22 protein-coding genes and 1 riboswitch are annotated in these 22,758 nt (G+C 35.7%); of the genes, 4 read left to right on the top strand and 18 right to left on the bottom strand.

The window, feature by feature from the left end:
- Window positions 1-613: 613 nt before the first annotated feature.
- Window positions 614-1,393, bottom strand: coding sequence for a MerR family transcriptional regulator (locus SNE38_RS10735; protein ID WP_191702575.1), 780 nt, complete (start codon window positions 1,391-1,393; stop codon window positions 614-616).
- A gap of 288 nt (window positions 1,394-1,681) precedes the next feature.
- On the opposite strand from SNE38_RS10735, the gene SNE38_RS10730 reads away from it, so the two are divergent.
- Window positions 1,682-1,972, top strand: coding sequence for a hypothetical protein (locus tag SNE38_RS10730; RefSeq protein WP_336046471.1), 291 nt, complete (start codon window positions 1,682-1,684; stop codon window positions 1,970-1,972).
- 429 nt (window positions 1,973-2,401) lie between these two features.
- Here the strand turns inward: SNE38_RS10730 and SNE38_RS10725 are convergent, their stop codons facing one another.
- The 4 genes from SNE38_RS10725 to SNE38_RS10710 form a co-directional block, all read right to left on the bottom strand.
- Window positions 2,402-2,701: an ArpU family phage packaging/lysis transcriptional regulator gene (locus SNE38_RS10725; protein ID WP_191702574.1), complete on the bottom strand. Its 300-nt coding sequence runs from the start codon at window positions 2,699-2,701 to the stop codon at window positions 2,402-2,404.
- Between the two features lie 11 nt (window positions 2,702-2,712).
- On the bottom strand, window positions 2,713-2,889 hold the full coding sequence (locus SNE38_RS10720) for a hypothetical protein (protein WP_191702573.1): 177 nt from the start codon (window positions 2,887-2,889) through the stop codon (window positions 2,713-2,715).
- 153 nt (window positions 2,890-3,042) lie between these two features.
- Complete coding sequence (locus SNE38_RS10715) at window positions 3,043-3,675, bottom strand: hypothetical protein (protein ID WP_336046470.1); 633 nt, start codon at window positions 3,673-3,675, stop codon at window positions 3,043-3,045.
- A gap of 29 nt (window positions 3,676-3,704) precedes the next feature.
- Window positions 3,705-3,902: an XtrA/YqaO family protein gene (locus SNE38_RS10710; RefSeq protein WP_191702571.1), complete on the bottom strand. Its 198-nt coding sequence runs from the start codon at window positions 3,900-3,902 to the stop codon at window positions 3,705-3,707.
- 541 nt (window positions 3,903-4,443) lie between these two features.
- Here SNE38_RS10710 and SNE38_RS19290 point away from each other — a divergent pair.
- On the top strand, window positions 4,444-5,052 hold the full coding sequence (locus SNE38_RS19290; protein WP_408022378.1) for a tyrosine-type recombinase/integrase: 609 nt from the start codon (window positions 4,444-4,446) through the stop codon (window positions 5,050-5,052).
- On the opposite strand, the gene glnA is transcribed toward SNE38_RS19290, so the two are convergent.
- Together glnA and SNE38_RS10700 are read right to left on the bottom strand one after the other, a co-directional pair.
- On the bottom strand, window positions 4,942-6,300 hold the full coding sequence (glnA, locus tag SNE38_RS10705; protein ID WP_191702569.1) for a type I glutamate--ammonia ligase: 1,359 nt from the start codon (window positions 6,298-6,300) through the stop codon (window positions 4,942-4,944). The genes SNE38_RS19290 and glnA overlap by 111 nt on opposite strands.
- A gap of 36 nt (window positions 6,301-6,336) precedes the next feature.
- A complete protein-coding gene (locus SNE38_RS10700; RefSeq protein WP_191698209.1) occupies window positions 6,337-6,723 on the bottom strand; it encodes a MerR family transcriptional regulator in 387 nt (128 codons plus the stop codon).
- 705 nt (window positions 6,724-7,428) lie between these two features.
- Between SNE38_RS10700 and SNE38_RS10695 the strand changes: the two genes are divergently transcribed.
- Window positions 7,429-8,886 carry an S-layer homology domain-containing protein gene (locus tag SNE38_RS10695; protein ID WP_225223623.1) on the top strand — a complete coding sequence of 486 codons (1,458 nt, stop codon included), beginning with the start codon at window positions 7,429-7,431 and terminating at the stop codon, window positions 8,884-8,886.
- A 358-nt stretch (window positions 8,887-9,244) separates the two neighbouring features.
- The gene (locus tag SNE38_RS10690; protein WP_191702567.1) at window positions 9,245-10,105 is read left to right on the top strand and encodes a YitT family protein; all 861 of its coding nucleotides are present in this window, start codon (window positions 9,245-9,247) and stop codon (window positions 10,103-10,105) included.
- 53 nt (window positions 10,106-10,158) lie between these two features.
- Here the strand turns inward: SNE38_RS10690 and brnQ are convergent, their stop codons facing one another.
- The 11 genes from brnQ to SNE38_RS10635 all read right to left on the bottom strand — a co-directional run bounded on the left by brnQ (window position 10,159) and on the right by SNE38_RS10635 (window position 22,752).
- The gene (brnQ, locus tag SNE38_RS10685) at window positions 10,159-11,505 is read right to left on the bottom strand and encodes a branched-chain amino acid transport system II carrier protein (RefSeq protein ID WP_336046469.1); all 1,347 of its coding nucleotides are present in this window, start codon (window positions 11,503-11,505) and stop codon (window positions 10,159-10,161) included.
- Window positions 11,506-11,729: 224 nt separating this feature from the next.
- Window positions 11,730-12,305, bottom strand: a complete 576-nt coding sequence (locus SNE38_RS10680) for an ECF transporter S component (protein ID WP_225223622.1) — start codon at window positions 12,303-12,305, stop codon at window positions 11,730-11,732.
- A gap of 245 nt (window positions 12,306-12,550) precedes the next feature.
- Window positions 12,551-12,725, bottom strand: a riboswitch (FMN riboswitch).
- Window positions 12,726-12,833: 108 nt separating this feature from the next.
- Complete coding sequence (locus SNE38_RS10675) at window positions 12,834-14,045, bottom strand: hypothetical protein (RefSeq protein ID WP_336046468.1); 1,212 nt, start codon at window positions 14,043-14,045, stop codon at window positions 12,834-12,836.
- Window positions 14,042-14,575, bottom strand: coding sequence for an RNA polymerase sigma factor SigX (locus SNE38_RS10670; protein ID WP_191702564.1), 534 nt, complete (start codon window positions 14,573-14,575; stop codon window positions 14,042-14,044). The genes SNE38_RS10675 and SNE38_RS10670 overlap by 4 nt, the downstream gene beginning before the upstream one ends.
- Window positions 14,576-14,719: 144 nt before the next feature.
- Window positions 14,720-16,495: an ATP-binding protein gene (locus SNE38_RS10665; protein WP_191702563.1), complete on the bottom strand. Its 1,776-nt coding sequence runs from the start codon at window positions 16,493-16,495 to the stop codon at window positions 14,720-14,722.
- On the bottom strand, window positions 16,488-17,204 hold the full coding sequence (locus SNE38_RS10660; RefSeq protein WP_191702562.1) for a response regulator transcription factor: 717 nt from the start codon (window positions 17,202-17,204) through the stop codon (window positions 16,488-16,490). Before SNE38_RS10660 ends, SNE38_RS10665 begins: the two co-directional genes overlap by 8 nt.
- A 121-nt stretch (window positions 17,205-17,325) precedes the next feature.
- Window positions 17,326-18,510: a c-type cytochrome biogenesis protein CcsB gene (ccsB, locus tag SNE38_RS10655; RefSeq protein ID WP_191702561.1), complete on the bottom strand. Its 1,185-nt coding sequence runs from the start codon at window positions 18,508-18,510 to the stop codon at window positions 17,326-17,328.
- Window positions 18,507-20,165: a cytochrome c biogenesis protein ResB gene (locus SNE38_RS10650; protein WP_191702560.1), complete on the bottom strand. Its 1,659-nt coding sequence runs from the start codon at window positions 20,163-20,165 to the stop codon at window positions 18,507-18,509. Before SNE38_RS10650 ends, ccsB begins: the two co-directional genes overlap by 4 nt.
- Before the next feature lie 13 nt (window positions 20,166-20,178).
- The gene (gene resA / locus SNE38_RS10645) at window positions 20,179-20,712 is read right to left on the bottom strand and encodes a thiol-disulfide oxidoreductase ResA (RefSeq protein WP_191702559.1); all 534 of its coding nucleotides are present in this window, start codon (window positions 20,710-20,712) and stop codon (window positions 20,179-20,181) included.
- A 106-nt stretch (window positions 20,713-20,818) separates the two neighbouring features.
- Window positions 20,819-21,562, bottom strand: a complete 744-nt coding sequence (locus tag SNE38_RS10640; protein WP_191702558.1) for a pseudouridine synthase — start codon at window positions 21,560-21,562, stop codon at window positions 20,819-20,821.
- 215 nt (window positions 21,563-21,777) lie between these two features.
- A complete protein-coding gene (locus SNE38_RS10635) occupies window positions 21,778-22,752 on the bottom strand; it encodes a D-alanyl-D-alanine carboxypeptidase family protein (protein ID WP_191702557.1) in 975 nt (324 codons plus the stop codon).
- Window positions 22,753-22,758 lie beyond the last annotated feature (6 nt).

The raw sequence follows: 22,758 nt of genomic DNA, 5'->3' as shown, positions 1-22,758 counted from the left end.
ATTTTGACAGTTCCATCAAACTTAACTTCCCAAAATGGTCGTTTGGTAACATTGTATAAAATGAATTTATTTCACAATATGGTCCTATAACGGAAAACAGCAAACCTATACCCAGTAAACGAGTAGAATAACCAAAACTCCGAAAATGATACATAATTTTAATATAAAAGTTACTTTCAATCATTTATACTAAAAATATAGTCATTATGAGAGGTGAATTTAGATTATTAAAGATAATAAATCATCCCACTTAGATGAACACCTAAAGGATAATTCTGAAACTAGTAGTAATGAAGATAAAGAAATGCTTGAAAACATCAAGGTTACAATAGAGAAGAATAAAGAAGTAATAGAGCAAAACCGTAAAATTCTTGAATCAAAGAAACAAAAAGAAGCCACTGAAGAATGATCTCAGTGGTTTTTTGTTTTATCTTATTGCTCTTAAATCCCTTATAAAATCACTTTAGGGTCTTCCTTTTTTCCAGGAAAGCGCCCGATTGTTGCATAAGGTTGGCATCAAATTTAATTATTTATAATCTCAAGCCCAGAGATGTTCTCAAATACGATTTTAAGAACGGAGTTGGAATATAATTAGAGTATAGCTCATTAATATCTATTCTATTTCTTCTTGTTGAATATAATAATCTATCGCTTGATCAAACCATTTTTGTTCATCTTCTGTAAAAGGAGAAGGTGTCATATTTTCAAATTCTTGAAAATCAAGTTCTCCTTCTATATTCATATCAGCGAATTTTTGCATCAAATCCTCACTAAGCAATGAAAAATATTCTTCTACATAGTTCTTAATCATTCGTTGTACTTTCGGGTCCTCTACGGGTTTACCATATAATTGTTTCACTTCTTTAGACACTTGATAAATCGTTTTATCTAAAGAGAAATTATCTTCTTCGGATTTCTTTTCTAACTCTTCCACGACATCCACGACATCCGTTAACATATGGCGATCCATCCATTCTTTTTGTATATGTTCAGTACGCATACTGTGAATAAGGTTAAGTATTAAGTTACTATCCACTGTTCCCTCTTCCTCAATTAACCTAATTACTCTATTAATAGATTTCATTGACTGTTCGATTTGTATTTTCTCTTTTTCTAAAGCTTGCAAATGGAGAGACAAGCTTTCATTTAAATCAACTGTAAAGCTTGTTTTATTTAATAAATTTTTTATTTCATCCAGACTATATCCTAGGAATTTTAAACTTAGAATTTTTTGTAATATTATAATATCTTGATAATTGTAAATGCGATGCCCTGAAGAAGGATTCTTTTCTGGTCGTAATAAACCAATTTCATCATAGTAATGTAAAGTAGGAATAGGTATTCCTGTTTTTTCTGAAAACTCCCCAACGGAAAACTTGTTATTGTTATTCATCAAAATTCCTCCCAACAAAAGTATAAGTTCATTATAAACCCTCAAGTAACTTGAGGTTCAAGGGATAAATTTGAAATTGATATATTGTCGCACTATTCCCGTTAATTCAACAATACTTATTTCATTTAATTGATCTTTTCTGGAATATGAGAGTCCGATAGATTTATACGGATTTACAACGCTAAGCAAAACAAAGCGACCAAACATCGCTTTGGGAAGGTTTTTAAAGGGGATAACTATGTATTTATAGAATATTGAATTACAATAGGCATGGGAGGGGTATTGATTTTGAATAAAAGTAAGGTAACGACAATTTTAGGGATTTTATCTATATTGCCTGTGATAGTAAGTATTATTTTTTTCTATACAGAAAGAGGACCCAATGCTGATATTTACCTTTTAATTACTATTTATAGCGTTTTATCAATTATAGGTATTATACTAGCTGTAATATCTTCATGGATGTCTAAAGGACGTATTAGCAAATTATTAATTGGATTGATTGGGTTAATCGCAAATCTAGCGGTTTTATTTTTTGCTTTTCTATTATTATTAGCCATGGGAATTAGCGAAGCTTAATTATTTAAAAATTGGAAAGTTCTGCTTCATGTATACATTACTCAAAAAAACGAAAATAACGTCCCCAAATCAAAGTTTGGGCATACGCTAAAATGCCACGAATGTTGTGAAATCAACGTTTGTGGTTTTAAATGGAACATTATTTATACGCGATCTTATGCAAGTTTCTACAAATGTAGTTTTAGCAACAGTTTGAGCGTGTTTCAGATAGTGCTGCGTCATTGTTGTTACTGAATAAAATCGTGTATATTCTTATAGTTGTAACTTTGCATTTTTCAGAAGTAACCTTAATTAGAGTATAATATTTCATCAAAAAACGCTCAGAAATAATTTGAGCGTTTTTAATCGTCATTTACATAGAGAATTTACTGTCTAAATTTAATGCTAATCAGAGTGTCATTTTCATTGTTTTTAGAATCTTTCTCCCCATCAACCGAACCCGTTAATGATCAATTGACGTTCTTTTTTTGTTAGCTTATAAAATCCATGATTAAAACGAGTAAAAAACTTTTCTGCTTGCCTATAATGTTCCACGTTTCTAATAGCAGCATTTTCAACTTTTGAATTCACACCTCCATCAAATGAAGTCATCTCTAAAGTATATTTAGGAGTAATCGTTGGCAATAACTCTTCTGGTGTAGTCAACTGATATGTGCGGTATTGCCTTAATACTTTCTCAATTGCTTTTTGCGTTGCTTTCCCGTCTATATTTTTTAACATTTCCATCATTATTCCACTCCTTATCTTCTGCGAATTACACTGCCGGCTCGTTTGTATGTGTCCCGCCTAACAACCATCAATTCTTCAAGTTCCCACTTGCTTAACTGCTCTTTTTCCTTTGGCTGCTTCACCCATGAAGTTGTATTCTTTTGCTTTGTAATGCTTTGTCTTTTAAATTCTGATTGAATCGTTCTCAAATTCATTCACCCCTTTATTCTGAAATGGAATAGCTATGTCAATTTGAATTTCGTACAATAAAAAAGAGGACAACAAAAGATGCAGCTGTACACTGCTATCAATCGTTGTCCTCCAGATGACTGGTAGGCCTTTATATTAAAATATATCAAAAATCATTTTTTGGTTTCGATTAGATATTCAACCCAAGAAAGATATTCTTTTACTTTTGAAATTTTATTATCATAGTAAGCTTTATAAATTAAAAATATAATAATAAAAATAGATATTCCTATTAAACCATAGTTAAACATACTCTTGATAGTATCTATTTTAATATCCATACTTTGATTTAATTTTTCAAAGTATTTTTCTTTATCTCCTACCATCTCATCTGAATTAAAAGTTTCCAATGTTTCATTAGTATATTCATTTAATGCAGTACCTACTTGATTTGTAAAGTTAAAAATTAATGTAGACCCAACTGTAAAAAAGGCAATAAAAAATGAAATAGACAAGGTTTGTAAAAATATATTGAATGAAACTTGCTTCTCCAAAATATTTTTCATATATATAAGCTCTTTTTCTTCGTGATAGTTATTTAAATAATCTAATTTCTCTAATTTATTATTCAAACTCCCTTTTAAGCCATCGATTTTAGTTATTAGTTCCCAATATTTACTTACACTTATTTTTTTATTTTTTAATCCTTTTATTTGATTTTGTAAATCCTCATTAAAATTTATTTCTTCTCTATCGAAATAATAATGTACAATTTGCGCGATAAATATACAAATAAGTAAAACCAAACAAATAAGTAATAAAAATTTATTTATTATCAAAACTCTTCACCCTCTTCCCATCTAACTCTTTTCACCTGCCCTTGATGTGTAACTATTTTAGTTTCGGCAAATGCAGGGAGTTCGGCGACTTTGGCTTTACCTTGTGACATAATAATCACACAACTGTCAGCTAACTCCATTATATCAACCAAAAGTCTCCCTTCAACATTTATTTCCAAATCTTGCATTCTCATATAGACACCCCTCTGATATAATATTATTGTACAGATCAAAGGGCTGGTCTAAATCCAAGCTACGGTTGCAACCGTAGCTTTTTTCTATATCAAAAACATTTCACCTATCTATCTTTATTTTTAATTAAGCCAAGTTCATCAAAAGTTTCTATAATAGAATCAATTAATAAATCTCTTGGAACATCCATTGTCCCTTTTACAATCTCCAAACCAACGATATTTACTTCACTTTCTTTGACTTCGCATTATTCCCTACTCCAATAAGCGCATTAATTGCTAAAATTACGCTCGAAACTTTCATTAAGTGAATTGTAATAGAAGGATGGTTCTTCGCTTTCAAAATCGATTAAACAAAGTACTCACGACCAACTTTCACGATTTCCTCTACTTCTGCCGCCATATTTATCACCCTTTTTCCGGATTACCTAGTAACTACCTGTTGTAACTGCGATAAACGGTTCACCTTTCCAATGTTTCTCAAGGATTTCACGGACTGTAATAAGACCTTTATCCTCTTCTACTTTATTAACCTTGTGAGCATATTCTATTAGCTCTCCTCGGTGATCCGAAAACCTATTCCTCTTCCCGTGTCATCAAAATGTGTCCGAAATATATGCAAAAGCTCAAAACATATGTAAAGTATCGTACTGAACAGAAGATGCTTGTCGGTAGTCTTTACAATCATGATTTAAATCTTGTATTCACTCGCGATGATGGAAATCCTATTTCAAAATCCACACTTTGGAATGCTTTTAAATCTTCTCAGGAACATTTAGAACTTGAACCAATCCCGATTCACTCTAGCCGCCACACTCACGTGGCCATGCTTATTGAAGCTGGATGGGATATGAAGTCCATTGCTGATCGTCTTGGTCACGAATCTGCTACTACCACGATTAATACTTATGCGCATATATCGCATAAACATGCAGGAAATACCCTTCATAATTTCGATGAATACATGGGGAAATTAAGGCAATCTAAACTCAGCTTGTGGGCAAAAAAAAGCGTTGGAGCCTATAGCCCCAACGCTTTCCTCTTAGTACATTTTCATATATTGATCGCGTTCCCACTGATGCACAGATGTGCGGAACATATCGAACTCTACTTCTTTCGCCTCTTTAAAGTTAGCGTAAATGTGCTCGCCTAATGCGTTTATAATGACTTCATCTTTAGCTAAAGTCGCTAATGCTGCATCTAAAGAACCTGGTAAGCTATCAATGCCGTTTGCCGCACGCTCCTGTGCATTCATTACATATATGTTGCGGTCCACTGGTGCTGGTGGTTCGATTTCGTTTTTCACGCCATCTAAACCTGCCGCTAAAATAACTGCCATTGCTAAGTATGGGTTTGCTGATGGATCTACTGAGCGTAGTTCAATACGAGTTGATAGACCACGAGATTCTGGAATACGTACTAATGGTGAACGGTTTTTCGGTGACCATGCAACATAGCAAGGTGCTTCATAGCCAGGTACTAAACGTTTATATGAGTTTACAGTTGGATTAGTTACTGCAGTGAAACCTTGAACATGCTTTAATACACCCGCTAAGAAGTGCTTAGCCGTTTTTGATAACTGTAAATCTGCCCCTTCATCCCAGAACGCATTTTTGTCGCCTTGGAATAACGATAAGTTGAAGTGCATGCCTGAACCGTTTACACCAAATAACGGTTTTGGCATAAATGTTGCATGTAAGCCGTGTTTACGTGCAATTGTTTTTACAACTAACTTGAACGTTTGGATGTTATCACACGCTTCGATCGCATTAGCGTATTTAAAATCGATTTCGTGCTGACCAGGCGCTACCTCATGGTGAGATGCTTCTACTTCAAAGCCCATTTCTTCAAGCTCAAGCACAATATCACGACGACAGTTTTCACCTAGATCAGTTGGCGCTAAATCGAAGTAGCCACCGTCATCATTAAGTTCCAATGTTGGATTACCTTTTTCATCTAGTTTAAATAAGAAGAATTCTGGTTCCGGCCCTAAGTTGAAGCCTGTGAATCCAAGCTCTTCCATTTCCTTTAACATACGTTTTAAGTTTGAACGGGGATCTCCTTCAAAAGGTGAGCCGTCCGGTCGTGCGATATCACAAATTAAACGAGCTACTTTACCTTTTTCAGCCGTCCAAGGGAAAATCATGAAAGTATCTAAATCAGGACGTAAATACATGTCAGATTCTTCAATACGAACGAATCCTTCAATTGAAGATCCATCAAACATCATCTTATTATCTAAAGCTTTATCTAATTGACTTACTGGAATTTCAACATTTTTAATTGTACCTAAAATATCCGTAAATTGTAGACGAATAAACTTCACATTCTTGTCAGCCACAATTTTTTTGATACTCTCTTTAGTTGCTTTGCCCGCTTTATTAATAACTGTATTTGCCATTATTCAACACTCCCCTAATTATGTTTTTATCTTTTTTTAGAATTGAAAGAAACGCGATAAGTCGCCTTGTCGTAGCGAAGTTTTTTGCATTCGCTGAGCTTGTTGCATTTCTTCACGCAGTATTGCCCTTAGTTCTGTATCGGACATTCGCACAATGTCAGTATTCGTAACATAGTCTTTCGTCCGCATGGCAAATACCTTTTTTATACCTGCCATATTAATACCCTGGTCAAGTAACTCTCTGATTTCCAATAGGGCATCAATATCATCTAAAGAAAACATTCTCCTATTTCCTTCTGATCTGGCAGGGACGATTAGTTCATGTTCTTCATAGTAACGGATTTGTCTTGCCGTTAAGTCGGTTAGTTGCATAACCATGCTAATCGGCAATAACGGCATCGCTCTTCGAAATTCTCGACTCATCCTCTCGCCTCCCTTTCTTGATTTAACTTTAAATCAATGTTAGGTACTTTGTCAATTCAATGTTATAAAAACTAACATATGAATATTAGAACAAATTAATCTCAGAATTCGAATATTCACTCATTTATGTGAACTTGATGTAAATTACCATTAATTAGTAATACAATAGCGCCGATATAATAGAATAATTAACAGTACGGCAATTTTGGATACCTATTCAATAAGCGGGTCACTCTTTAAAAATCTAATTTCCGTTAGGATTACATGATTCCCCAACCGAATTACGCAGCTATACAAAGCGCCTATGTAATTCTGACTATAGTTCCTCGTTATTGAATGAACTTCATATTTAATTTTCTTATTTCTTTATCAGCAGATACTTAAAAGATAAAAATTAGATAATTATGGATTTATTTGAAAAAATTATGTAAAATACTTTATAGTGGATTTCGACTGAATAAGTAAAAGAAGAGGATAGCTGAAAACAGTACATCCCTTCTCCTTTCAACTATATAAAACAACCAAATCGGACCGTCACTGAAGTTTGAGAGATATTTATCTTTCCTGACGTTTACGACTTACTTTGTTTCGAATTCGCTTGCTGCTCAAAACAGCAAATGAATTTAGATAAAGCCTTTAGCAGCTTATGCATAATTTATGTGTAGTTCGGCTGAGGCACAATAGATTCTAGGAGGATATATGAATATGAAAAAGAAATTTTACACAGTAGCAGTTGCCTCATTAGCAGCGACTGCAGTAGCGGTAGCTCCAGCTTCAGCATCAGGTGCTTTTACAGATGTGACTGAGAATAACGCACATTTTAAGGCAATCACAGAATTACATGCAGCTGGAATTATTAGCGGTTATTCAGATGGCACATATAAACCAGCTCAGGATGTGACACGTGGACAAGCAGCGAAAATGCTTGCTGGTGCACTTGGTCTTGATACAAAAAACGTAGTAAATCCGAAATTCGCAGACATCCCAGTATCCCACCAATATTACGGTCCTATTGCAGCATTAGCAGCGTTTGATGCAATCGAAATTTATGAAGATAACACAGTCGAGCCAAACGAAACAATTACACGTGGCGAATTCGCCTATATGCTTGCACAAGTATTAGAATTAGAAGCTGAAGAGGGTAGCTCATTTGATGATGTACCAGAAGACAATGAATACTATTATTACGTATCAGCATTATATGAATATGGTATTATAAACGGTGTAAGTGACACGGAATTTGGTGTTGAGAACTCTATTACACGCGGTCAGCTAGCAACTGTTATTTTCAATGTAATGAACGAACTTATAGAAGAAGATACAGAAACTGTTGAGCCAACTGAACCAAAAGAAGAACAACCTTCAACAACTTCTCAAGATACAGCGCTATTAGAAACTGTTTTTACAAAGGCTATTGAAAAACAGCAAACTACAACTAGCATGAAGGCTACAATGACAATGACACAATCGATGGAAATCGAAGAAGGCGAAGAACAAATTAAAATCGATACTAACACAAAAATGGATATGTCGATTGTCAACAAACCTATGCAGTTCTTTGCTGATGGTACAATCTCTACGGTTGATCCAACGACAGGAAAATCTATTGAAATGCCATTGAAAATGTATATGACTGAAAAAGATGGCATGTATTTGTACGAAGGAACGACAAAATCTTGGATGAAATTCCCTTCAGATATGTATGAGGAGTTATTAGCTCAATCCGGCACACAAATTAATGCAGCGGATCAATTAAAAATGCTACAACAATTTGCTACTCATTTCACAATTCAAGAAAATGAAGATTACTATACTTTAAAATTAACAGGAGCTGGTGATAAATTTACCGCGTTAGTTGAAGAGCAGTTATCTGCTATGAACTTAGGATTGGATGAAGAAGTTCTAGCTGAAATGAAAAACATGAAGTTCGGTAATTTCAACTATGAAATTAAAATTAACAAAAAAACTTTTGACATCGAAGAAATGGTAATGGACTTCGGAATGGGCATAAATATTGAAGGTGTTGTTATGGATATTGAAAGTAAATCAACAATAAAATATTCAGACTTCAATGCAGCAACAACAATTACAATCCCTGCCGAAGTACTGAAAAACGCAAAACCAATTGAAGATTTAGACGCATTAGATTCAGCGGGTCAATAAACTCCAATTCTTTAATAAAAGCTATCTGGAAAAAGCATTTTTTCCAGATAGCTTTTTTATTCACTAAATCCAGCTCGTTCAGATAAATAATATAATACAACCAACGAATTCAGACATAAAAATTTTATGACATCGGTAAATTATCCAAATTAAAGGTTAAAATACTTTTATATATAACCCCACTGCTGATTTCCTTTTAAATTTCATGAAAATGGAAATATGAAATTCAAGAATCCTTGAAATATAAAATTGAGAAATTATCTGGTTTAATCACAAAATTTCAAATTATTATAGTGTTGAAAAGAAATCGTAGTATTATTCATGTATAATTATTACGATATATTTGAGGAGGAGATTTATGTCAAAGCAAAAAAACATCGCAAAGTCTATCGGACAAAAAATCATTGTTATTATCGGAGGTTTTATCGCCGCTTACGGTTTAGAATCCGTATTAATTCCAAATAACGTTTCCGATGGAGGAATTACAGGGATTAGTATCGTAATTTCACAATTAACACCATTACCTTTAGGTATGTTAATTGCTTTACTTAATATTCCATTCGTTTACTTAGGTTATAAACAAATCGGTAAAACCTTTGCAATCAATTCTATTCTCGGAATTGCTTCTTTAGCAATTGGTACATCCCTTATGCACCATGTCCCGACAATCGTGACCGGGGACGCGTTATTGATTACCGTTGTTGGCGGGATTATTTTAGGTATCGGTATGGGGCTGGCACTACGTAATGGTGGTGCATTGGATGGTATTGATATGCTTGCAGTATTACTTTCTAGAAAGCTCCCGTTTAGTACGAGTGATTTAATTTTATTTTTAAACTTTTTCGTCTTCATTATTGTTTCGTTTGTGTTCGGCTTTAAGGGTGCTTTATTATCAGCAATTGCCTACTATATCGCGTCGAAGGTTATTATCGTTGTCGAGGAAGGGTTAAGCGGTTCTAAAACGTATAAAATTATTACAAGCGAACCTGTAAATATGGTGGAGACAATCCGAGATCGTTTAGGACGTAGCGCTACTTTTAATACCGTATACGGCGCTTATTCCAACCAAGAGTTTAAAGAAATTACATGTGTAATTAATCGAATGGAAGAAAGTAAGATGAAAATTATCATTCGTGAAATTGACCCTAATGCTTTTGTCACTGTTTATGAAGTTGTAGAAGTAAAAGGTGGCAGCTTCAAAAAACAAAATGTACATTAGAAACGAAAAATGGGTGTGTAAAAGATTTTCAACTTTTACACACCCATTTCTATTCAACTTTTTTTGTTAATACTATACGGAATACACAATCCGATAACTGCTCCAATTAACGCTGGAACAATCCAACCTAAACCGATTGTATAAAGTGGTAAATAATCCATATATACAGCTGAAATTGATGATAATAAGTTTCCTTTAAACGCTGGGACACTTTCGATTAATGCATTGTAGCCATCGATAACACTAATAAAGAATGTAAATAAAATAGCTGTCGCAAAAACTGATTGTTTATAACCAAACAACGGTCCGAAAAGCGCTAAAATAATTAAGACAATTGCCAAAGGATATAAGAACATTAACACCGGTACTGCATATGTAATAATATTTGTTAATCCGACATTCGCAATAACGAACGATACAAGACACAGCAGTACAACAAATGCTTTATAGCTCACTTTCGGAAATACTTCATGGAAAAATTCACTACACGATGTAATTAACCCAATACTTGTTTTCAAGCATGCCAACACAATAATAATAGCGAGTAAAATTGCCCCGTACGAACCAAAGTAATAATCCGCTACAGCTGCGAAAATTTGACCACCATTCTCATAAGTTCCAATCGCCGTTACACTTGATGAACCCATATAAGTAATGAGACCATATATAAGCATCATTAAAGCCATCGCAAAAATACCCGATTTCCAAGTCGCTTTTGCAATATCTTTTTTATCGGTAACACCCGTTCGCTTAATCGCATGAATAACTACAATACCGAATGCAAGTGAAGCCAGCGCGTCCATCGTATTGTAACCTTCTTTAAACCCTGTCATAAACGCATCATTTATATATGCCCCAACAGGCTCTACAAAATCACCCATTGGCGAAAATAAACTGATCCCGATTAAAACAAACAGAAAAATCAAGAATGCCGGTGTTAAGTATTTCCCGATAATATCCATAATTTTCGCTGGATTTAATGAAAAATAAAATACGATAGCAAAAAATACAAAGCTAAATACAGCTAGCCATAATGTTATTTGAGACGGATCGATAAAAGGTTCAAATCCAACTACAAAAGGTACCGTTGCAGTACGCGGAATAGCAAAAAATGGTCCAATAGTTAAATATAATGCCAATGCAAATAATAAACCAAATACTGGGTGTACTTTACTCGCTAAATCACGCAATCCGTTACTTCCAGAAAGGCCAATTGCAAGAATACCTAAAAACGGCAGCCCTATTGCCGTTATTAAAAAACCAATTAACGCCAGCCAATAATTCGTACCTGCTAACTGGCCCATTTGTATCGGGAAAATTAAATTACCCGCACCAAAAAACATACCGAACAGCATCGTCCCGATTACTGCGTATGTTGAAAATGGTATTTTTTTCTCCATCGTCATCTCTCCTAAAGAAGTAATATAATGTTGGTCTTTTGACGAAATAGCCAGATTTTTCACAACAATGTACATTATGATAACAGTGAATTACTATGATTACAATAGTAATAATTATTTCCATATAACTTAAGACACATAAACTAACAATCTTCCAGCAAATAAAAAGGAGTTATGTCATAAAAACAATCCTTTATGACATAACTCCTTGTGCTTTTATTTAGTTAAGCTAAATATTGTCGGCGCTGTTGTTCAATCCATACACGCATCGAACGGTAAATCATCGTCACGACAACTAGCATCATAATTCCTTTAACTATATTAAACGGTAAAATACCCAATACTATCGTTTCATACATATCATATTCAAAGCCCAGTAAATACGTATATAGTGGTAGGAACGCTACGTAATTTAATACAGCCATCCCCAACGACATTACAACCGTCGAAACAACTAAGCCAGAAATTAACCCTTTTGCAGAAGGGAATTTTTTGTAAATATAGTAAGCTGGTAAAATGAATAATACGCCTGTTGCAAAGTTTGCCATGTGACCTACCGGAATTCCTTCTGGAGCTCCCGTATAAATCCAATCAAGTACATTCTTAACCAATTCAACAAGAATACCTGCGACAGGTCCCATCGTAATCGCCGCTATTAATGCAGGTACATCACTAAAATCAATCTGCAAAAATACAGGAAACCAAGGTAATGGGAAATTCAGTAGCATTAATATAAATGAAATCCCACTTAGCATAGCGATTGTTACGAATGACCGTAACTTCAAACTTCTCTTTTGCATAGAAATCTCTCCTCTTTGCTGATTCCATCTCGCAAGAAGAAAGGACGTATCAAATCATTCATGAAAAAACCCTTATGCAAAAAAGAGCATAAGGGAGAAATAGGCACACTTAAATAAAAGTCTACTTATGCATTTTGTAGTAAATCCCCTTAAAAATATGTATACGAAAGACATTCCGCTCATAGTTAAGGAAATTATTAACGGTACTACAAAAGCACGACATTTTCATAAAATGACGACCGTACCTTCACCTTCTCCCATCCAGACTATACTGTCGGCTTTGGAATCGCACCAAATCCTGCACACAAAAAGTGGCTCGCGGGCTCGAAAAGTTTACTGTAACGTCCTCCAAGTAAATGGTCAGAGGCTACAACTTTAATTACCGCCGGTCGGGAATTACACCCTGCCCCGAAGATGAATCAATATGAAATTGTGCAACAAAATTCTTGTTACAATTTCTATTATATATATAAAAACGGAATTGTAAAGACCATTGCTTACAATTCCGAGTAAATTCATTTGTTTTATTTAAAAGTTATAGAACAATAGGTTCCCCGCGATTGGCTTCTCTAAAGGCTTCGTGAAGTCAAAACCACTCCAATTTTCTTGCACAATTTTTTCAAATTTAATTTGTTTATCAAAACTTGCTGCCGTTAAAATTAATCCTTCTATCATACGCATTGCTTGGGCAGCATCATATTGTTCCAAATCAAGTGCTTGTTCGAATGTTACAGTAACGATATCCCCTTCATCCTCTACTTTTAATGAAATTCCAGGTAAAATGACAGTACGATATATATCGTTTGCTTCCGTCGTCATATTATCGATCGCCTCAGTCACGTTAGGAAAGGTCATACGAAAATTAGGACTTAAATAAACTGCCCCATCCCTCATTTGATACATAAAATAATTGTATTGTGTCTGCTCCCCTTTCAATTGAAAAGACTGTGCCGTTTCACCAACATAATCAAAATAAACGACTTCCCCTTTTGCATCTTCAATTTGTACCTCTTCGTACGAATTTCCGAATGTATCCACAAGGGAACCGAAATAATTAGATAGTGTAGCAGAACTTGTATCATATCCGTGGTCATCAGGTAATGTGTGAATAAGCTTATCTCCCTCTTCACGCAATTCGCCTTTTAACGGGTGATACTCATTAAACCCCATCATATGTTCATCGAGTAATGGACTAAAGGTTTTATAAAGCTCCAATGTTGTCGGGTTATCGGTCCCAAGCTTATCTACCACAACTTCATTAGGTATTAATATACTGACAGGAACGCTTTCTGCATCATCACCAGCAAGACCAATTTTAAATAATGTTACTCCTTCAAGCTGGCTTTCATAAATTAACGTCTGTTCAGCTTGTGCATCCAATGAAAAATTAGAAATTGTCGATGGGTCACTTACATCCTCGGTCCTACTCATTTTGGCGCTTTCTTCCGATTCTGTAGTTGCCATATCAAATGTATTCTGTTCCATCGAGATGGACTGATCATTCCCTAAAAACTGTGCACCAATCAAAACTATAATAAATAAGGATGCGATCGATACTAGAAGCGGTGCCCAGCGAATCCCTTTTTGATTAGGCTGTTGTATTTGAGGCGGCTGTTCATTAAATGCTCCATCATCCTTTAAACGATTGAATATTTCATCCTTTGTTCGATGATCGGTTACTTTCGGGGCCTGTTTTAGGAGTTGTTCCAGGTTTTCCTCATCCCAACGCTCCTTTTTCATAATGAATTCGCCTCCTTTCCATCTTGTGCTTCCAATAGCTGTCTTAAATTTTTTAATGCCCGGTGCTGTGTCGTTTTAACCTTACCTGTGGTCCATCCTAATATATCAGCCGTTTCCTGTATCGTAAGTTCCTGAAGATAGCGCATAATAATCACCATTTTCTGATCCCCCGAGCATCGTTCCAATGCAAGCAGTAATCGACTTAGTTCATCGTTTAATTCCATAGACTGTTCTGGTGAAGGTACGGGGCTTACAAGCTGCTCCGTTTCCCAATCAAATGCGGTAAATGCATGCTTATCCCGAACCTGTTTTTTTCTGAAATAATCAATTGCCACATTTTTCGCAATTGAGAAAAGCCACGTTTTTTCAGAGCTTTTCCCTTCAAAACGTTCATACGATTTCAGTACACGTACGTACACTTCATGAGAAAGATCCTCCGCCGCTGTCCGGTTTTTCACTAAATAAAAAAGAAAATTAAAAACATCCTGATGATACATATCGTATAATCGATGGAAAATGGACTGTTGCACCCATCCCACCTCCGTTCTAATTATTTGTCGTTTTCAAACAGTAAAAGTTACAATACCATGGAATATAATTATGAATTAACTTGTTAAAAATAAAAGTTTACCACTTTGAGAACAAAATGATAAACTTTTCCTACTACGATTTTGTTAATTTAATGGTAAATAAAATGTAAAGGTTGTTCCTTGCTGTTCCACACTATCCACAGAAATCGTACCGTTATGCGCTTCTACTATATTTTTTGTAATCGCTAACCCTAAGCCTGTTCCACCTTTTGAACGCGTCCGTGCTTTATCCGCTTTATAAAAGCGTTCAAATACATAAGGTAAGTCATCTTGGTGTATTCCTCGACCAGTGTCCTTCACTTGAACCTTAGCAAATTTCTGCTCATTTGTTATCGATACTGTAACTGAGCCTTCAGCCGGCGTATGGCGGATTGCATTATCGATTAAATTCGTTAACACTTGCTCAATGCGATCTTCATCAATCGGAATGAGTGCATCTTCCGAAAAGTCGGTTTCAAAAAGAAGATGGACATGGTTTTCTTTTGCCGTCTGATCAAACTTATGTGTCATACGTTCAATTACCGATACTAATGGCACATCATCTTTATAAAGACTCATATGACCTGACTCCATTCGTGCCAAATCCAGTAAATCCGTAACGAGTCGGCTCATCCGTTGGGACTCATCATAAATAATGCGAATCATATCAGTGCGTTCCTCTTCTGTTGTGACAACACCATCTATAATGGCTTCAGAATAACCTTGTAGCATCGCTATCGGTGTTCGCAACTCATGCGAAACATTGGCAATGAAGTCCGACTTCAGCTTTTCCAACTTTGTCTCCTCTGTTTTATCTCGTATAACAGCGACTGCACCACGAATCGAATCTCCGCTATAGAGGGGGCTAATAGTAATACTATAATAAGATTTTCCCATCTGTAACTCTTCGTCAAGCTGATCTTCAAAACTTAGGACATGGTCAAGCATTTGATAAAGCTCTTCAGGAATCGGCTTTGAACTGTTTAAGCCTTTTTCGATAAACCATTTTTGAAGCAAGCGCTCTGCAGGAGGATTACTGACCAAAATTGTTTTATCACGATTAAAAGTTATTACAGAATCTGTCATCGATGTTAATATACTGGATAATTGCTCTTTTTCTTGATTAATCACTTCTAAATGGTGCTTTAATTGGCGCCCCATTTGGTTAAAGGCTACTGCTAGCTGACCAATTTCATCATTCTGCTTTATTTCAATTTTCGAATCAAATCGACCCTTTGCCAATTCAAATGCGTGCTCACGCATGTTACGTAATGGCAACGTAATTTTGGAGGAAAGGAAAAACGCAAAAATAGTTGTTAATATGAATGCAATAGCCGCTGCCAAAAAAACAATTTTCGTTGTTTCATTACTTGTCTGATTTAATGCGTCCGGGTTTTTATAAATAAATACCGCCCCGTGTAACTCTTCTTCACTTTTTAAAGGAAAGCCAAGAACGATATATTTCATTTTTTTATTTTCATCAATATTCGAAGGCAGAAGGAGCTCTTTGACAATTGGCTCGTTGGTTGCATAAACTTCCCTTAATTCTTCGTTTGAAATAATATTTTTCTGTATTTCCTCTTTATTCAATCCTTCTTGCATTGAATACAACACTTCATTTGGATTTTTCGCAATTAAGACATTCGTCGTTTCTGTTAACAGCTCCGAAATGATTGCGAATTGTTTATCATCCAATTCATCCTCATCAACAATGCTAGCAATGGCTGCAGCAGTTTGTCTCAAAGACATTTCAGATTGTTCATTATGATAGCTTTCTAGAAACTCCAGCATAAATACCGTGAAAATAAACAGGACAAATGAAACGAGAAGCAAAATGGTTACCCATAGCTTCCCGACAATACTTGTTGCTATTCTAATCATTTACAACCTCGAATTTATAGCCTACACCCCAAACAGTTACAATCATTTTCGCCGCATTTTCAGAAACGCGGTTCAACTTTTCTCGTAAACGTTTAACATGTGTATCTACTGTACGGAGGTCACCAAAGAAATCGTAATGCCAAACTTCTTTTAACAGTTGTTCACGGTCAAATACTTTATCAGGAGATTTCGCTAAAAAGTATAATAATTCATATTCTTTCGGTGTTAAATTTACTTCTGTACCATCCGCCGTTACACGGTGTGCATCGTGGTCGATTGTTAAATGCGGGAATACAACTAAATCCTTTGATGAAGATGCATTCGATACTGGTGAAAATACAGCTGAGCGTCGTAAAATAGCTTTTACACGCAGCACAACTTCACGTGGACTAAATGGTTTAACAATATAGTCATCAGCTCCTAGTTCAAAACCTTGAACCCGGTTTGCTTCTTCTCCTTTTGCTGTCAACAAAATAATCGGTGTTGTTTTCTTTTCACGCAGCTCAGCGCAAACTTCCAAACCGTCTTTTTCAGGCATCATAATATCTAGTAAAATACAATGATAATCTTTTTCTAGCGCCATTGAAAGTGCCTGTTCTCCGTTTTCTGCTTCTTCTACTGCGTAGCCTTCGCGTTCTAAATACATTTTTAATAAACGTCGAATGCGGTCTTCATCATCTACAATTAATACAGAAATATTTTCTGACACTGATGTTGCCCCTTTCAAAACTCTATTTCTCTACTCCATTGTACCTTTTAAAAGTACAATTGAAAAGAAAAGCTCAACCAAAATGATTGAACTTTTATAACTTTTTGACATATTAATATTTTTATGCGTAAGAGTGTAACCCAGCAATTACTAAGTTTACGACAACTAAATTAAATAAAATGATTAGGAATCCTATTACCGTTAACCAGGCAGTTTTTTTACCTTCCCAGCCTTTTGATAGACGTAAATGTAAAAACGCTGCATAGAATAGCCATGTGACAAGTGCCCAAACTTCTTTTGGATCCCAGCCCCAGAAGCGTCCCCATGCTTTTTGCGCCCAAATCATTGCAAAAATCAGTGCTCCGAGCGTAAATATTGGGAATGCAATTAAAACTGTACGGTATGCAATTTCATCCATTAACGTAGAGTTTACTCGCTTTACCAACGGCTGGAACATAGTTGCTACCTTTCTTCTAAAGATGAGGCGGATCAAAATATATATAACCGTACCAAATAGAACGGACCATACTACTGTTGTTAATTTACGCGCATCAATCAGTGCAGGCAATTCTACTAATGGAGTCATGCGATCCTCTGTTAGCTCTACATACTCATTCATACCAAAAATCGGCGGCATCATATATGTTGAAGTACTTACTTTATCCAAAGTATCGACATATTCATACTTCGCTTCATAATCCATGACATTGAATGTTACAGTAGCTGCCACGAAACCTACAATTAATACACAGCAGAACATAACAGTTTCCAGCCAAAAACTCTCTTTTGAGCGTTCATTCATATTTACATTTTTCAGTAAATAAATTAGACCAGCTACCGCACTGATTCCAAAAATGGATTGACCTATTGCTGCCGTAATTACATGAATTGTTAACCAATGACTTTGTAATGATGGTACTAACGGACTTACCTCTGTCGGGAACATCGAAGCATATGCAATGATTAGAAGTGCAATTGGTAACGCTACAACACCCAATGCAGACACTTTATACATAAAGAAAATAACTATGAAAGACAAGATGATGAACATACCGAATGCTGTCGTAAATTCAAACATATTACTAACTGGTGCATGTCCTGTATAAATCCAACGTGTTATGAAATAACCTAATTGTGCAACAAAGCCGATAATTGTAACGGTGATTGCTAATTTACCGTATTTGTCTGCTCGACTTGCCGCTGTATCATTTTTTTCTTTAATTGCCCCTCCAAATAGGAATGTGCCAAATAAATAACAAAAAAATGCAACATACAGTAAATAACCGCTTAAATCTATTAAACTCATAAGGTTTTACCATCCTTTTCTGTTTCAACATGTTCATTATTTTCTGATTCCAGCTGATCTACGTATTGTGGTATATGGGCATGCTTCTTTAAGACGTCTAAATCTTTCTTCATACCAAACCAGTTTTTGTTTGTATGGGCTGCTAAACGAACTGTACCGTCTTCCAACTGTTCAATCCATATACGACGGTGATTCCAATACGAACCAATCACTACACCGACCATGAAGATAATCGCTCCGACTATAAGTAGAGGGATTGTGCGATCGTATCGGACCATTAAGCCCGACATATGACGTGTTTCAACATTTGCAAATTTCATTTTGTACATGTTGTTACCTTCTGGCTCCAAGGTTTGCTGAATAGCTACAAAACTTGTTTCCCCTTCTGGTTTCTCAGGAGTACTCATTTTAAATATAAATGCCGGATTATTCGGTGTTTGTGTAGCAGTTTGCGGCACACCTTCCTTAAACCCAGAAAAATCAGGATAAAAGCCCATTAATTCTACTTTTGCTCCATTATCCAATAAGTATTCGTCTTGAGGATTTGTTAAATCTATACTAACCTGTCCAAGTGATTCTTCAGTTTCTTTAAGCGTTAAGTCAAAAACCATTGTTTTAATTTCATTCAGCCTGAAGTCCATCTGGTAAACTGCATAACCTTCATGCTTTAATGGATGATTCACACGGATATTAAACTGCTTCACTTCTTCCAAATCTTCAGCTTGTCCTGGAACAGCATTTTCCTGTTGTTTATATAATGTAACATCTGTTTGGTAATTTTTTGCGACAACATTAATTCCTTGTTTAATTTGCTCACCTTGTGGATCATTATCGTATGTTTCCAATATAAATTGGTCGTTTTTCAAAAAATAACCATCCATACCCGGAATTGCCCGTGTTTCTCCTTCACGTAACCAGATAGACTCATCTACGTAGAAGCCAGGAACTAAATGGAGCATAACAGCTATTATAAATATGATAAGTCCGACATGGTTTATATAAGCGCCATAGCGAGAAAAACGCCCACGCTCTGCCAATATCGCGTCATCTTCACGGCGTACATTATATTTTAGATTTTTTAAAGTTTGTTCAGCAAGCTGTAATGTTTGGTCAGTATTCTCACTCGGCTTGCCTTCACTATAAATGCGTTGACGCTTCATAAAGCTCGTATGTCTTTTTACTCGCTGATTTTTTAAAGATTTATGTAATGGGATACCACGGTCAATACTCGCAATAATAATAGAAACGCCCAGCATTAATACTAGTATTTGGAACCAAAGGGAAGAATAAAGATCCGATAACCCTAACGCATAATATATTTCTCCAAACCAGCCATATACATCTGAATAGTATTTTTCCTTCTCTGCATCCGTCGCTACACTAACGTAAAATTCCTGTGGTAAAATCGTCCCGATGGAAGCTGCCACTAAATTTATTATGATAAGTGAAATGCCGACCTTTACACTTGAGAAAAAATTCCATATTTTATCAATAATCGATTTGTTGTAAGTTTTTGAACGAATGGCTGTCCCTTCGTACCGCATGTCTGCAATTTTTTTGCTTTTTTCCTCCAATGTTAAAGGAGATCCACATTTTTGACAGAGATTAGTACCTTCAGGATTTTCATGCCCGCATTCACAAAGTATTATATTCATTGCGTTAAAACTCCTATTCCGGCTTTATTGACTCCATATACTGTGCGATTTTTTCCTCGCTCATTTCACCAGTTATAATACGGTCAATAGTACCATCTGGTTTAATAAATATTGATGTAGGAAGAGGCCCAATGCTGTAGGCTGTAAATACGCTTTTCGTTTTGTCGATCGCAACCGGGAACGTCATCCCCATATTGGCAACATACTTCTTAACCTCAAATTCGGACTGTGCAAAATTGACAGCAATAATTTGTACACCTTTATTAGCAAATGCTGAATATTGGCGTGTCATAGCAGGGAATTCTCGTTCACATGGTTCACACCATGTTCCCCAAAAATTTAAAACGACACCTTTTCCTTCGTAATCTTTTAATCTATGTTTTTCACCATTCAAATCTACTACTTCAAAATCAGGCGCTTGTGCCCCTGCCTTTACTACCTCTAGTTTATCTTTCGTTACAGCACCATAAACTGTATATCCAATCGCTATTGCTAAAATTGCTAGTATAATGCCACGTGTCACAGAACGTTTTCTTTTTTTTTCCAAACAAAAAACCTCCTTCCTTTTAGCAACTACTGTTGCCTATTATAGCAAATAATTACAAAATGATAATTATTTTAATTATGAATGATTTATGAACGTTTCCACTATTTTAATTGTTGTAATCTATTTTTCCTGTTTCAGCCAGTACCCGCAATAGTTTTACTTCATGCTTTGTTAGCTGACGATATTCCCCAGGCGACAATCCTGTTAAATCCAAAAATGCAAAGCGCTCACGTTTTAACTTCACAACCGGTGTCCCAATTGCTTCAAACATACGACGCACTTGACGGTTACGCCCTTCATGGATTGTAATTTCACAAATTGCTTTCCCAGCACTTTCATCAAAACTTGTCATGCTTACTTTTGCTGGAGCAGTTTTCCCGTCTTCTAGCTTAATTCCATTTTGAAGCTTCATTAGCCCTTGCTTTGTAGGTATTCCTTTAACACGTGCAATATATGTTTTGTCTATTTTAAATTTCGGGTGTGTCATTAAGTTTGAAAAATCCCCGTCATTCGTCAATAATAATAAGCCTGTCGTATCATAGTCCAAACGACCTACTGGGAATATACGTTGATGAACATGCTTTTTGAAAATATCCGTTACTGTTTTACGTCCTTTATCATCTGTAACAGCTGAAATATAGGCACGTGGTTTATATAATAGGAAATATACTTTATCCTCTTTTTCAAGCTTTACGCCTTCTACTTCAATCGTGTCCGAATTTGAAACCTTTGTTCCAAGCTCTTTTACCACTACTCCATTAACTTTTACTTTACCTTCTACGATTAATTGCTCTGCTTTACGTCGTGATGCAACGCCTGCATATGCAATTACTTTCTGTAATCTTTCCATAAGTTCACCTCATTGATTGATAAACTGCAAAGACGCACGCTTCTACAGCATTCGAATTTGCACTTTTCCTTTATTGCTATAAATAATTTGATGTAAATTAAATCTATGACTCGTCATCCACATTACGTACGCCATAAATTTCCTTAACGAATAAAAATTATGGCATACTTTCAATACTTATTAAAGAAATTTCGCTTTTCCAACAATACATCCGGTCACCTTATCGTAACTAATTTGGAGGCGACTAATACATCATCTGCATACAAAAGCCATACTCCTCTATTTGAATCCTTAAGTCTTGAAATTTTTACGATATGCTGAAAGTTTGGTTTTTCCTTCTTATGAAGAAGCATTTGTAATGGCTCATCCAGTTCTATCGATAATCCATTCGCCTTGTATTCCCCTTTTTTTACAATTGTTTCCCGATCAAAATTCTTGTCGATAAAGTCCGCCAAATTCCGGTGAACATTCCAATCATTTCCTTCATTGATTGTAACGATAACAAATGATTTTTGTTTCCGTTCGAAAAATGTCGCAAGTGTGCGCCCTGCAACTTTTGTATAGCCTGTTTTTCCAGAAATAGCCCCAATTTTTTCATGCATAAGGCGATGTTTATTTTTCCACTGCCTGCCATCCGAAAAATTTTGTGTGGATGCAATTTTCTTGAACTGCGGGTTCATCATCGCAATTTGCAGCATTTTTGCCGTATCGTATGCTGAGGAAAGGTGGGCTTCATTGTGTAACCCTGTAGGATTTGTAAAAGTCGTTTCATGCAGACGATAAAGCTGAGCCTTTTCATTCATTAGCTTCACAAAGCCTTCGACCGATCCACCCACATGCTCCGCCAACGCAGTTGCCGCATCATTTCCTGACTGCATCATTAAGCCGTGAAGCAGATAGTCAATTGTATATGTCTCATTTTCCAATAAATAAATGGAGGAGCCTTCGACCATTGCAGCTTCTTTTGAAATAACTACTTCATCGGAAAGTTCACTATTCTCCAAAACAATTAACGCAGTCCAAATTTTCGTTAAACTGGCTATCGGCAATCGAGCATGTTCATTGACCCCCATTAATGTACGGCCGTTTTCTGCATCGATAACAACATAGCTATTTCCCGCAGCCTCTATTTGCATGGTACTACTAAAAAACACAAACAACATAACAATAGATACAAACCACTTTTTCAACAAGTC

It is taken from the genome of Solibacillus ferritrahens, assembly GCF_037027585.1.
GTDB lineage: Bacteria > Bacillota > Bacilli > Bacillales_A > Planococcaceae > Solibacillus > Solibacillus ferritrahens.
Note: the sequence above shows the minus strand (reverse complement) of the source record. Positions and strands in the feature narration are given on the sequence as shown.

Bases quoted from the DNA above. Each gene is read 5' to 3' on its own strand.
- SNE38_RS10690 (WP_191702567.1), top strand. From the start codon at position 9,245: ATGTCAAAGCAAAAAAACATCGCAAAGTCTATCGGACAAAAAATCATT.
- SNE38_RS10710 (WP_191702571.1), bottom strand. From the start codon at position 3,902: ATGAGAATGCAAGATTTGGAAATAAATGTTGAAGGGAGACTTTTGGTT.
- SNE38_RS10725 (WP_191702574.1), bottom strand. From the start codon at position 2,701: ATGATGGAAATGTTAAAAAATATAGACGGGAAAGCAACGCAAAAAGCA.
- ccsB (WP_191702561.1), bottom strand. From the start codon at position 18,510: ATGAGTTTAATAGATTTAAGCGGTTATTTACTGTATGTTGCATTTTTT.
- SNE38_RS10675 (WP_336046468.1), bottom strand. From the start codon at position 14,045: ATGAAAAAGGAGCGTTGGGATGAGGAAAACCTGGAACAACTCCTAAAA.
- SNE38_RS10665 (WP_191702563.1), bottom strand. From the start codon at position 16,495: ATGATTAGAATAGCAACAAGTATTGTCGGGAAGCTATGGGTAACCATT.
- SNE38_RS10650 (WP_191702560.1), bottom strand. From the start codon at position 20,165: ATGAATATAATACTTTGTGAATGCGGGCATGAAAATCCTGAAGGTACT.
- SNE38_RS10640 (WP_191702558.1), bottom strand. From the start codon at position 21,562: ATGGAAAGATTACAGAAAGTAATTGCATATGCAGGCGTTGCATCACGA.
- SNE38_RS10735 (WP_191702575.1), bottom strand. From the start codon at position 1,393: ATGAATAACAATAACAAGTTTTCCGTTGGGGAGTTTTCAGAAAAAACA.
- SNE38_RS10680 (WP_225223622.1), bottom strand. From the start codon at position 12,305: ATGCAAAAGAGAAGTTTGAAGTTACGGTCATTCGTAACAATCGCTATG.
- brnQ (WP_336046469.1), bottom strand. From the start codon at position 11,505: ATGGAGAAAAAAATACCATTTTCAACATACGCAGTAATCGGGACGATG.
- SNE38_RS10695 (WP_225223623.1), top strand. From the start codon at position 7,429: ATGAAAAAGAAATTTTACACAGTAGCAGTTGCCTCATTAGCAGCGACT.
- glnA (WP_191702569.1), bottom strand. From the start codon at position 6,300: ATGGCAAATACAGTTATTAATAAAGCGGGCAAAGCAACTAAAGAGAGT.
- SNE38_RS10700 (WP_191698209.1), bottom strand. From the start codon at position 6,723: ATGAGTCGAGAATTTCGAAGAGCGATGCCGTTATTGCCGATTAGCATG.